Annotated in this window: 10 protein-coding genes; 4 read left to right on the top strand and 6 right to left on the bottom strand. The window is 49.6% G+C overall.

The window, feature by feature from the left end; translation table 11 throughout:
* Positions 1-84 precede the first annotated feature (84 nt).
* Positions 85-3,279: a hybrid sensor histidine kinase/response regulator gene (locus BGK46_RS08620; protein WP_069588525.1), complete on the bottom strand. Its 3,195-nt coding sequence runs from the start codon at positions 3,277-3,279 to the stop codon at positions 85-87.
* Positions 3,280-3,646: 367 nt separating this feature from the next.
* On the opposite strand from BGK46_RS08620, the gene BGK46_RS08625 reads away from it, so the two are divergent.
* The 3 genes from BGK46_RS08625 to nagK all read left to right on the top strand — a co-directional run bounded on the left by BGK46_RS08625 (position 3,647) and on the right by nagK (position 5,884).
* Positions 3,647-3,991, top strand: coding sequence for a DUF3802 family protein (locus BGK46_RS08625; RefSeq protein WP_069588527.1), 345 nt, complete (start codon positions 3,647-3,649; stop codon positions 3,989-3,991).
* A 134-nt stretch (positions 3,992-4,125) separates the two neighbouring features.
* Positions 4,126-4,872, top strand: coding sequence for a tRNA-uridine aminocarboxypropyltransferase (locus tag BGK46_RS08630; RefSeq protein WP_069588529.1), 747 nt, complete (start codon positions 4,126-4,128; stop codon positions 4,870-4,872).
* Positions 4,873-4,978: 106 nt separating this feature from the next.
* Positions 4,979-5,884: an N-acetylglucosamine kinase gene (nagK, locus tag BGK46_RS08635; protein ID WP_069588531.1), complete on the top strand. Its 906-nt coding sequence runs from the start codon at positions 4,979-4,981 to the stop codon at positions 5,882-5,884.
* 83 nt (positions 5,885-5,967) lie between these two features.
* On the opposite strand, the gene BGK46_RS08640 is transcribed toward nagK, so the two are convergent.
* The 4 genes from BGK46_RS08640 to BGK46_RS08655 form a co-directional block, all read right to left on the bottom strand.
* On the bottom strand, positions 5,968-7,047 hold the full coding sequence (locus BGK46_RS08640; protein WP_069588533.1) for a ketoacyl-ACP synthase III: 1,080 nt from the start codon (positions 7,045-7,047) through the stop codon (positions 5,968-5,970).
* Between the two features lie 127 nt (positions 7,048-7,174).
* A complete protein-coding gene (locus BGK46_RS08645) occupies positions 7,175-8,545 on the bottom strand; it encodes an SLC13 family permease (RefSeq protein ID WP_069588535.1) in 1,371 nt (456 codons plus the stop codon).
* 210 nt (positions 8,546-8,755) lie between these two features.
* Positions 8,756-9,415, bottom strand: a complete 660-nt coding sequence (locus tag BGK46_RS08650; RefSeq protein ID WP_069588537.1) for a SanA/YdcF family protein — start codon at positions 9,413-9,415, stop codon at positions 8,756-8,758.
* A 119-nt stretch (positions 9,416-9,534) separates the two neighbouring features.
* Positions 9,535-11,226, bottom strand: a complete 1,692-nt coding sequence (locus tag BGK46_RS08655; protein ID WP_069588539.1) for an NAD-dependent malic enzyme — start codon at positions 11,224-11,226, stop codon at positions 9,535-9,537.
* Between the two features lie 514 nt (positions 11,227-11,740).
* On the opposite strand from BGK46_RS08655, the gene BGK46_RS08660 reads away from it, so the two are divergent.
* Entirely contained in the window at positions 11,741-12,478 is a 738-nt protein-coding gene (locus BGK46_RS08660; RefSeq protein ID WP_069588540.1) for a substrate-binding periplasmic protein, read from the top strand.
* A gap of 2 nt (positions 12,479-12,480) precedes the next feature.
* Here the strand turns inward: BGK46_RS08660 and BGK46_RS17745 are convergent.
* The coding region (locus tag BGK46_RS17745; RefSeq protein ID WP_217492731.1) for a hypothetical protein at positions 12,481-12,667 on the bottom strand (187 nt) is incomplete at its 5' end.

Below are 12,667 nucleotides of genomic sequence, written 5' to 3' on the forward strand. Positions count from 1 at the left end.
ACTGGATTGCGCAATTTGTACACCGCTTTTACCGATATCCGGATATGGGATCACGTTATCCCTCGTCATCCGCCGCTGATACCGCTATTTCGACCCGTCCAGAATTTGCGCAATGGCTGCCTCGAGGCGAGGTAGTGCTTGATTGAGTTGGCGAAGCGCTGTATCCAATCCAGCGCTATCGTGTGCGGCCGCCGCTTTTTCTGCCGCTATGCAATAGTGATACGTTTCTTGCGCCCCGATACTGCCTGCCGCGGATTTTTGTTTGTGCGCGGCGTCTTTTAATGCTGCCCAGTCGTGAAACGGTGGTGTGTGTTGTACAAGCTCATGTAGGCAGGGCAGGCTGCGTGTTTTAAAAACGGCGATGATGTCTTGGTAAGCATCCTGTTGCCCAGCATACAGTCGCGTGATCACGCTGGCGTCTAGGACGAGATGCTCGGCTGTTTGTTCTGCCTCGGGCATGGTGTGCATATCGTCTAAGACAGGGACGCCTGAGGTGAAAGCGGCAAGCGCATTGTCGTCGTTCAACCACTTTTGTAAGGTCTCGTTGAGCGCGTCGAGCTCAATGGGTTTGGTGATGTAATCGTCCATCCCTGCTTGAAAACAGCGGGTGTCTTCACCGCTTAGGGCGTTGGCGGTAATGGCTATGATTGGAATGCGTTGACCGCCTTGCTGTCGTTTTCTTAGTGCCGCGGTGAGATCGTAACCATCCATTTTGGGCATGTGGCAATCGGTGAGCACCAAATCCACCTCATGCTGTTGGTAAACACTCAGGGCATGTTCACCATCTTCTGCCATCAGTACATCGAATCCGAGATAACTAAGCTGCTGGATCAGCACTTGCTGGTTAGTGGGGTTATCTTCGACGACTAAAATTCGACCCCGTCCGGTTTTGAGTGGGGCTGACAGTGATAGTTCGTCACTATATTCACCGAGCATACTGACATCGGGGCTTTCTAGCCCTAAGCAGACACGAAGACCGTGCACCAGTCGACGATAGGTCAATGGTGAGGCGAACAGTTCCACTACACGCTTATCTTGGTGACGAGCCAAGGAGAGGGTATGTCGCAGTGCAATCACATGGGCGAAAGTATATTGGTGAAGTTGGCTATCATTTAATACCGTTTCTGGGTCTTGGGTGATGATAACGAAGTGGGTGTTATCCGTTTGAGTTGAGCTGGGATGCGCATCAAGCGGTGTGAGCGTTTTATTGTGTGTCACTCGGTGTTTGATATCTAAGTGTTTTAAATAAGCGGTAATGGCGGTGCGCAACGCTCCGGCGGGTAAATCAATAAAAACCCACAGTGGCGCGCTCGATTCTGTGGCAATGGCGGGTTTAGTTTTTTCTGACAGGGGATTGATCGTGTACTCCAGCTCGACACGAAACTGTGTGCCTTTCCCTTCCTCACTGTGCACGCGGATCACGCCGCCGAGCAGGTCAACAATATTCTTGCAAATCGCCAGTCCGAGACCGGAACCCCCGTACTCGCGGGTGGTGGATGATTCAGCCTGATTGAATGGCTGAAAAATGGTTTCGAGTTTCTCTTGGCTAATACCAATTCCATTGTCGGTGATTTCGATATCGAGCTTGGTTTTATCCGGTGAAGAGGCAGGCTGAGGCATGATCCAGACATCGACTTTCCCTGTCAGGGTCGACTTTCCGCCGGAAAACTTCACCGCATTACCAACCAAGTTATACAGAACTTGTTTAAGGCGGTTGGGGTCCCCAATCAGCTGATCAGGAAGGCGCGGATCGATAAATAGTGACAGCGTCACGTTTCGCTTGTTGGCATGGTGGCTCACCGTGTCCATGACTTGTTCGACCGTCTCCGAGAGCGAAAAGGTGACGCGCTCAAACTGGAGCTTGCCCGCCTCCGTGCGAGAAAAATCAAGAATATCGTTAATAATCGACAACAGCGATAATGCCGATTCTCGCACTGTTGCAATCAGACTGTGTTGCGACGGTGAGAGCGGTGAACGGCGTAACATATCAATCATACCGATGACGCCATTCATTGGCGTACGAATTTCATGGCTCATGGTGGCGAGAAATTGAGCCTTCGCGCGCGAGGCACTTTCTGCGCGCTCTTTTTCTCGCATCAGCTGTTCTCGTGCTTGGTTGCGAGAGATGATATGCGCACGGAATATCACTAAACCATGCGCGATTTTACCAACCTCATCGGTGCGTTCTTGGTAGTCACTGAGCGGGGGCGTCATATCGCCTTTCACCAAGCTTTGCATGGTATCGGCCAGGTTGACGATAGGTTGTGTGAATGTGCGGTAGATATACACATACATGGCACCGCTCACAAACAAAATAAATAGCAGCAAATAACCAAGATTAAGCTGATTGGAATGAAGAATATCTTGCAAATCAACCATTGAGCTGCTGACAACCATACCCGTTTCGCGTGCAAAGCCAGAAAGCGCATTTTCTAGCGCTTGATATTCCTGATCACTGAGCGTTCGCACCGCCTTCATAGCTTCTATTTTGGCGCGAGGTTGATAGTTATTGAAAATGGCAATGCCACTGCGCTTCAGGCTGGTAAAGTGCTGAGAAATTAATTCCAGTTTGTTCAGAGACAAGGGATCATTGAGCTCGAACTTCGCCAGTGATAGGTAGCGCTCGAATGTTGCCATGTCGTCAGTGAAGTCGCGACGACTGGTTTCTTGGCCATCGAGGTATTGGTTGAGCTCGGTGAGCATGTCGCCGTTTTCATCCACGAGCTCATCAAGGTATTGTAAAATCGCGACGTTGTCGGGTTGCGTCAGCTCTTGAGCGGCTTTTAATTCGGCGACGAGGCTATCGATCGGGCGGACCACATCAATCGATAAACGTAATACTTGCTTGCGAGCCCATTGCTCAGCAACGGGGTCAAACTCGGTTAGTACTTTCTGATGAGCTTTACGTTGAAATCTTTCATACAGATGACGAATTTCCGCAAGCCGCTGGTGGCCACTTGGTTTGATCCGTGCCAGCTTGTCTAGTTGGTTCTCGAATTCTTGTTGGTTTTCAAGAAACACGGCCAATGATTCATGACGCCCCATGACATATTTGAGCATGCTGGCATTCATTTCACCCGCCGCCCGCAGCAAGGTCATGGTAATAATGGCACTGGGGATTTCTTGGTTCGTGGCTTGCTCAACATCCCGATTAACGCGCTCTTGCATCACGTAACTGGATACAGAGAGGCCGAGCACCATCAGGGTGATAAAGGTCATGATCAGCCCGATTTTGCTGACAATACTTTTACTAAATGGGCGGGCACGGTTAGCTGTCATGCGTGTTTCCTACATCCTTGTGCGTGAATAGCGACGGGATCATCCCGGCTTGTTGCCATTGAGGCCTCTGCATCTTTGCCAACCCCCAGCTATACTGCTGATAGTTGCACTGGCGTTCAGTCCTTTGTATGAGCTTGTGCCTCAACACGGATTGTGGTTGTATGCTTGCCTAGCTCACGAATTTGACGACGTGTCGGTTCGACGTGGTCGCATGGCGTGCTATACACAATGCTATCTTATAGTATACATAGCGTTAAGCGGTGTACGAAGAAGCGTGACTAGCTTTCTAATTTCGTGCGCAAAAGGCGCATACACTTGACGATCGCGATACAATAGCGACATTAGAACAGTCTAAGGACAAGTAATCATGGTAGTAGACTCAGACGGGTATCAAGCACTGATCGAGCATTTTGCGTTTAATCTCTCTGTGTTTGAGCAACCGGGCGAAGCCATTGGCGATGATACGATTGCCGATATCGTCCATGATTTGGTCGCATCCAATATTATGACTATATGCGAGCAGAATCCTGGCCTTTCGTCAGCGTTGCGCTTTACCATCCTGAAAGAAGCTGACCGTGTGGTAGAAGACATGGAAGAAGTACTCGCGGGACGCTGGGAGCAACCTGTTACGGCAGAACAAGTGGGCTTTTTGGAAGAGTACATTGCACTCGTCAAAAATTTGTTTGATGGCGCTATGGTTGAACTGCGCTAAAAAAAAGATCACTACATGCCACAGAGCTCAGTGTTGACTGGGCTCTTTTCCTGTCAGCACAACCTCTTTCCGCACTGCATCTCATTTTACTTTGCGTATAATAGGTGCCTTTACCGTTATTGCCTGCTTGCCTTATGTCTGACGCAACCCCTTCCCATGCCATTCACCGCTTATACGAGAGGCGTCTTGCTCGCGCCACACGACCTTATCTTGCCCGAGGTGCAGGTGTTCAACGTTGTACCCAATGCATGCTAGTTCGCCACTATTGTGTGTGTGAATACCGTCGCCAGTGTGAGACTAACGCCGCGTTTATGTTGATCATGTATGATGATGAAGTTCTCAAGCCGAGTAACACGGGGCGACTCATTGCTGACTGTATCCCTGATACCTCGGCGTATATTTGGTCGCGTACTGAGCCAGATCCTGAGATGCTGACGCGATTAGCCAATCCCGCTTACCAGCCTTATATTGTGTTTCCTGCCCAATATGCTGAGCCGTCTCGCGTTGTTTCTTCCCCAAAGCCTCATCCTAGCGGTAAACGTCCGTTATTTGTGATCATTGATGGCACATGGCGAGAAGCGAAGAAAATCTTTAGAAAAAGCCCTTGGCTTGATCGTTTTCCGGTTTTGAGTATTCAACCTGAGGCATTATCACGCTATCAAGTCCGTGACGCACACGGAGAGAACCAATTAGCGACCGCAGAAGTGGCAGTGCACGTGCTCGAAAACGCGGGTGACCACCGAGCCGCGGTGCATTTAAGCCAGTGGTTTGATGTCTTTCGCGAACGTTATATTGCTGGGAAGCGACAAAAAACCTTACCTGAGGGAGATGCGTTAACCCAGTTTATGACGATGCGTGACCAAACATCTTACGCGGGATAAAATATCTTGTTCTAAAGTAACGAAATATGTTGCGGCTCACGGACATTTATGACCGTTTGCTGAATAATAATTTGTATAAATAACGACACACAAAGGTGGCTGGGCCATGTATTACGGCTTTGATGTGGGCGGAACCAAAATTGAATTTGGCGCCTTCGATAAACAACTCAATCGTGTAGCAACTGAGCGCTATGCGACACCGACTAAGGATTACGCAGCCCTGATTGATACCCTTGCCATGCTGGTCGAAAAGTACGACGCGACGTTCGGCGAAAAGGGGACAGTGGGTATTGGCATTCCCGGATCAGAAGCGGCAGACGGCACGGTGTTAACCGTGAATGTGCCAGCAGCAAACGGTATGTACTTGCGAGCGGATTTAGAAGCGCGCGTCGGTCGCGAGGTGCGGGTGAGTAATGACGCCAATTGCTTCGCGCTATCGGAAGCGTGGGATGAGCAAGCCAAAGAAGCGAAAACCGTGCTTGGTTTGATTCTGGGTACCGGGTTTGGTGGTGGCTTGGTGATTAACGGTAAGGTGGTCAACGGTAAAAACCAAATGGCCGGTGAAGTGGGTCATATGCGCATGCCTATTGATGCCTGGCTACGCTTGGGAGATAAACCACCCATGTTCGCCTGTGGGTGTGGTAATCAAGGTTGTCTCGATAACTACTTGTCAGGACGCGGGTTTGAACAACTTTATGCTCATTATTACGCGCCGCTATCTGCAGTGGAGATTATCGAGCAATACCGGTTAGGCGAAACGAATGCCGTTGCGTTTGTTGACCGCTTTTTTGATGTGTTGGCGATGTGCTTTGGTGGGCTGTTAACCGCGTTTGATCCCGATATGGTGGTACTAGGCGGTGGTTTGTCTAACTTTGATGAAATTTATCACGAATTGCCCAAGCGTCTTCCTCATCACCTTTTGTCCGCGGCAAAACCACCGATGCTGATGAAAGCACAGCACGGTGATTCTGGTGGCGTACGCGGTGCGGCGTTTTTGCATCTCGCTCACTAAGCAACGCCTGATAAAATACGCAGCAAAAAGCCGACTTGATTGTCGGCTTTTTTTAGCGAGTGCGGATGCACCAAGCGTTGGGGCTAGGCTTGGCGGTTCTGACATTGATCAACCGCGTAGGCAAGTAGCTCGAGCGCGGTTTTATCTGTGGCGGGTAATTCCGCATCCGATTGTTGCAGTGGCGTGGTGCGTTCACCCCAACGAATCAATCCCGCTCCCCAAGTTAAACCAGCACCAAACGCGGCGGTCAGTAATTGGCTATGGGGTTTCACTACACCTTGTTCCACCGCTTCGCAGAGTGCGATAGGAATGGTTGCTGCCGAGGTGTTGCCATAGTGCTGAATATTCACAAATGCTTTATCTAGGCCAATGCCTGCGTGGTCACAAAGTGCTTCAATAATGCGTTTATTGGCTTGGTGAGGAACCACCACGTCAATTTGTTCAGCGCTGAGCTGATTACGCGATAACACTTGGTTCGCGGCAGCCCCCATTCCTTTTACAGCCCGTTTAAAAATGTCGCGGCCGATAAAGTCAAACGCGAAGTGACCATTTTGCGGATCAAATCTGTCCATCGCGGTGCCAAAAGCAGGAATTGCCAACACATCGCGTCCTGCTGAGTCGCATCCGAGCTGGGCGTCGAGAAGGCCTACTTCTTGATCGGTTTGACTAATAACCACCGCGCCAGCGCCATCACCGAACAACACCGCAGTATCACGTTTGCTCCAGTCGAGGTACCACGTTAAGTGTTCAGCCCCGATGATCAGCGCATGCTGATAATGGCCGGCTTGAAGCATCTTGGTTGCGGTTTCTAGGCCATAGAGAAAGCCGGTGCAGGCCGCATTCATATCAAATGCCGCCGCCCGCACTGCACCAAGATTACCTTGGACTTTGGAGGCAATGTTAGGAATTAAGGTATCCGGTGAGCAGGTTGCAACAATCAGTAGATCAAGCTGCGCTGCCTCAATCCCGGCAGCGGCCAGCGCACGTTGAGCGGCCACGGTGGCAAGATCTGAAGTTTCAACATGACTGACTCGGCGTGACTCAATACCGGTGCGGGAGCGGATCCACTCATCGTTTGTTTCAATAATTGTGCTGAGGTCATCATTGGTCAGCACGGCCGGAGGAAGACACTTTCCCCAGCCTGTAATTTCTGCAAATGCCATAGTTAGTTACGGTTAATGAAGCGTCGCAATAGTGTAAACCTGAAACTCTATTGAAACAATTTCGGGGTGAGAGTAGAGGAGAAAAACACTACCTAGCGCATATGCTAGGTAGTGTGATTGAACAGGGTTACCAGAATAACCAAGTAAAGACGGCTAAAACCATGATACAAATAATGTTTAGGTACAAACCAATACGCATCATGTCACGCTGTTCGATATGACCGGAACCAAAAACAATGGCGTTTGGCGGTGTCGCGACCGGCAGCATAAAGGCACAGGATGCCGCAATCGCAATCAGTGCAGATAGCGCCACAGGGGAAACACCTAACGCTTCTGCAATAGTGGCAAACACAGGGACGAGTAAGGCAGCACTGGCGGTATTGCTGGCAAATTCCGTCAGGAAAATCACAAAGGCGACGACACCTAACATGGTGAAGAAGATGCCAGAGCCGGTAAGGGCGCTGCTTAGGTGGTTAGCCAAAAATAGGCTTGTCCCTGTGGCTTTGAGTACGTTGCTTAGACAAATCCCGCCGCCGAAAAGGAGCAAAACGCCCCAATCAGCAGTCTTTTCGATCTCTTTCCATTTCACGACACGGGTAGCACCCAGCAGCACAATGGCAGACAACGCGACGATGGAGTCAAACTTACTGAGGCCGCCTAGTAGGCTGTTCAGTGGTTTGCTAAAGATCCATGCCGCGACGGTGAGTGCAAAAATCCCCATGGTGACTAAGCGAGGCAGCGTCCATTCGAAGTGACGCTTCTCTGTCTCAAATGCATGGCTTAAATTAGGCTTGGTCAACACATAGAGCACCAAGACGGCGATCGGCAGCAATACCAAGGTGATAGGCAATCCGATTTTCATCCAACCAACAAAATTCAGTCCCGCTTCTGCTGCGGCAATCGCATTGGGTGGGCTGCCGACGATGGTCGCAATCCCGCCGATACTCGCGCAATAAGCAATCCCCAGTAACACAAACACGTAGGTTCCATGATCTTTTTGGTTACTGACTTTACGTAAAATGCCGAGTACAAGCGGCAGCATCATCGCCGTGGTAGCGGTGTTGCTTATCCACATTGACAAGGCCGCGGTGACCCCAAACAGCATCATCACGGCAACGGACATTTTTCCTTTCGCGACCGTCAGTACCTTATTGGCGATGGCTTGATCCAGCCCTTGTGATTGCAATGCCGCGGCAAGGGCAAAGCCACCCAAGAATAGGAAAATGATAGGGTTAGCAAAATTCGCCATCGCTGCTGGGGTTTCAAATACCCCTAAGACGACCGCCAGAATGGGAACGAGAATGGCAGTGATGCTGACATGGATAGCTTCAGTTAGCCAGAGCACCGCGATAAAGACGAGAAGGCTAAGACCTGTGGTCACTTGAGGGTCAAAGGGTAGGCTGTAGTACAGCGCGAAAAAGAGTGCGATATCGGCAAATAGGATCCACGCTTTTCTATCCAACCCGGAGGATTGGGAGGTCAAAGATTGCACATCCATAGGGCTTCCTTTTTGTTATAACGTCATCGTGCAATGCGGCACGTATTATTATGTTTTAAACACTGCACAGAACCTGCTGTGTCAGACGGCGCTAATATACGCCTTATTGAAGAGGGTGTTAATCGATTGCACGCTACTTTTTGAACGCTTGATTAAAAAGATGTGAAATTTGTGAGAGGAAAGAGAAAGAAAGGGTGGATTTGTACCCATTTACGATTCGGTAGCGGTGACACCATCAATTGGCTCTTTCGGACCGGTAAACTTGGGTTTCACATTAAGGATAAAGCTATCTAACACGGCTTTAGTGCGTGCGAGCACTTCACGCAAACGGATCTTTATGCCAGCCCAGCCTTGTGGGCTTGCTACGGCATAGCAAATCGCATCAATATTGTTCACGTCAGCAAGAAATAAGGCTCGCTCACAGTGAAACTGCTGGCTGACGACGGTAAAGCGGGCCAAGCTAAACACCGTTTTGGCTCGAACCACGGAGTCGAGTGTACGAAAACCAGCATAATCGAGGTGAATGGCGTTGTCTGCGATCCCGGCTTTCAGTAGGTCGCGCTTCATGGTCCAAGGTTCATTATAGGAGCGGTGCGCATTATCGCCGCTTAAGAGTAAATGACTCACCTTGTTCGCTTTATACAGTGCCTCTGCGGCCTCGATGCGGTGGGTATAGTAAGGATTCGGGGTTTTACCAATATACTTGCTGGTACCAAGCACTAATGCCACTTGACGTTTGGGCAGGTCGTCAACGTCGGTGTAAACGCGGTCACGCGCATTGAGTGTGATCGCTAAGTCACTAGCTACCATAGTAACCAGTGCGAAAATCACTGCGATAAACACCAATCGTGCGAGGCGCCGGATCGCCATACTACTTACTGTCCCTTTCAGAAATGCCATGCGGATAAGGCGTCAAGGTTGGCGCCTCAAGTGAATGGAATCCTAGCAAAAAAAGCTCCTCGAAAGGAGCTTTTTGTGTCAACCGCTGGTTAAAACGACGTGCGTTTATACTCACGGTATCTGGGTTCCCAGAAGCTATCATCAATGCGTTTTTTCAATGCCTCATCAGACAGCTCGGCGGCAACGCCTTCTTCAATGGCCTGTTTCGCAACCGCAAAAGCAATTTGCTTTGACACATAAGTGATATCTTCCAGTGAAGGAAGTAAGGCTCCGGTGCCGCGCTTCGCTAATGGCGAACATTCAGCAAGTGCACGTGAAGAAGCCATTAACATGCCATCGGTCACGCGAGTGGCGTCCACTGCAAGGACACCAAGGCCGATACCCGGGAAGATATAGCTGTTGTTACATTGCGCGATTGGGAAGGTTTTACCATTGTCTAGGCGCACGGGTTCAAACGGACTACCTGTCGCAACCAGTGCTTGCCCGTCTGTCCAGCGAAGAATGTCAAAGGGAGTGGCTTCAACCCGGCTGGTTGGGTTTGATAGGGGGAAGATAATCGGCCGTTTACAATTATCATGCATGGCCTTAATAACCTCTTCGGTAAAGAGGCCCGGCGCCCCAGAGACACCAATGAGCACGGTTGGCTGGGCATTACGTACCACATCCAATAGTGAGATATTATTGTCTTCTAATTGCCAATCTTTTAATGCGCTGCTCTTTTGAACCAGTTTTTGCTGGAAGTCGAGTAGGTTTGGCATGGCATCAATGAGTAAGCCCCAGCGATCAACCATAAAGACACGCGCACGCGCTTCTTGATCGGAAATCCCTTCCGACACCATTTGGGCAATGATGGCTTCAGCAATGCCACAGCCGGCAGAACCTGCTCCAAGGAAGGTGATACGCTGCTCGGAGAGCTTAGTGCCAGCGGCTTTACAGGCAGCAATTAACGAACCCACGGTGACGGCGGCCGTCCCTTGGATATCGTCGTTAAAACAGCACACTTTGTCTTTGTATCGCTCAAGAATAGGCATCGCATTTTTCTGTGCGAAGTCTTCAAACTGAATGAGTGCATCCGGCCAGCGACGCTGCACCGCTTGGATGAATTCTTCAATAAAGTCGTCGTAATCTTGACCGCTGATCCGAGTATGGCGCCACCCCATGTACATAGGATCTGACAGACGTTGTGGATTGTTGGTGCCTACATCGAGCACGATTGGAAGCGTATACGCTGGGCTAATGCCCCCACACGCGGTGTACAAAGACAGCTTTCCGATTGGAATGCCCATGCCGCCGATGCCTTGGTCGCCAAGACCAAGAATTCGCTCACCGTCGGTAACGACAATCACTTTCACGTTGTGGCGTGATGCGTTGTTTAAAACATCATCAATCCGATCGCGGTTTGGATAAGAGATAAAAAGCCCACGGCCTCGACGATAAATATTAGAGAAGTTCTCACAGGCAGCACCGACCGTTGGCGTATAAATGATTGGCATCATTTCGGTGATGTGGTTCGACACTAAGCGATAAAATAATGTCTCGTTGGTATCTTGAATATTGCGCAAGTAAATGTGCTTATCGATATCGTTTTCAAAGCGTTGGTACTGCTGGTAGGCGCGCTCGGTCTGCTCTTCAATGGTTTCAATGGCATCGGGTAGCAAGCCCTCGAGGTTAAAAAACTTACGTTCTTCGACGCTAAACGCACTGCCTTTGTTGAGAAGCGGAGTTTCGAGTAACGCAGGCCCCGCATAGGGAATGTAAAGAGGTCGCTTTTGATTATTCATGGATTATCAGACTCGGCATTGTCCAGGCTGGAATATGACTGACTTTATTGCTCACTCGATAACCTTAATCGTTAAAGTACGCATTATTAATGCGGCCTAATTGAGCAATTATATGAAACAAGGGGTAAAGTTTAGTCATTAATGGTGACCCAATTCAACTTTTTTGCGTAGATGTGGGCGTCAACCATCATGTTTTTGCGTGTGCTGAGTGTAAACATTCGTACTAACGCGCAAGCATGAGATATCGCTATATGCATCAAGGTGTTGAATTGTCAGAAAACAAACTTGGGGAATAGCTCACAGCCGTGTTTAAAATTACGCAGGGTGATTTTTCGCTGACTATACTCACCAGTGATAACGGTTAGCACGGTGCTTGTATGTGGTTAAACCACAACCGCATGAACACCATGTTGTGGCAACCAAGAAATGGCGTCACATATAAGTACGGGTTACCCGAATAATAATATTGGCTGGGCGTCTGTTTTTATGGAATGAACAACAAAGAGGTAGTCCAATGAAGTCACTCATCGCCGCCAGTTTACTGGTGTTTTCAACTACGACAGTTGCTGCCAACCTAAGCGACTTAAATTATATCACAGAGGTTTACCCCCCTTTTAACTATGAAGAGAACGGGCAGTTGAAAGGGATTGCCGTGGATTTCCTCGAAGCGGCTACCGAAGCAGCGGGTGAGCCGATTACTCGTGATCAAGTTAAGATCCAACCTTGGGCGCGCGGCTATGCTACCGCATTGTCTGAGCCAAACACGGTACTGTTTTCAACCACCCGAACGGAAGAGCGCGAAGATAAGTTTAAGTGGGTAGGTCCCATCACAGATACCAAAATTGTCGTGTGGGCACCGAAAAGTAAAGGGATCACCATTAACAGCGGCAGCGACTTTGCCAACTACAAAGTTGGGGTGGTACGTGACGATGTCGGTGAGCATTTGTTGCGCAGCCTAGGCGTTAGCGATAACGCATTGCGTCTCTCACCTAAAGCAGACTTGCTGGCTAAACAGCTCGCAGCGGGCCGCGTAGATATGTGGGCGTATGAAGAAAACGTCAGCTCCTTCATCATGAGTCAAAACAATGTGGACACAAGTCAGTTTGAAGTGGTGTATGTGCTGAGTGAAGCGCAATTGTATTATAGCCTGAGCAAAAGCACCCCTGATAGCTATGTAGAGAAATTGCAAGCTGGGGTAGATAAAGCGATTGCAAGCGGGGCGCTCGATGAAATCAAAAGCCAGTATAAGTAGTGTTAGCTGATAACGACACTGTCCTTACAAGCAAAACGGGCCAAATGGCCCGTTTTTTGTTTGCCCAGCGAAGCTGGCAAACCCGTCAGGTTGAAAGAAACCTGAATCGCCCCGACTGAGGGGAAGATAATCCGACTCGCAAGGGCGTTGCTGGCCAACGGCAGGGTCTGAAGGAAGCGAGAAGATAAG

Source organism: Salinivibrio sp. SS2 (assembly GCF_001722075.1).
Classification (GTDB): domain Bacteria; phylum Pseudomonadota; class Gammaproteobacteria; order Enterobacterales; family Vibrionaceae; genus Salinivibrio; species Salinivibrio proteolyticus.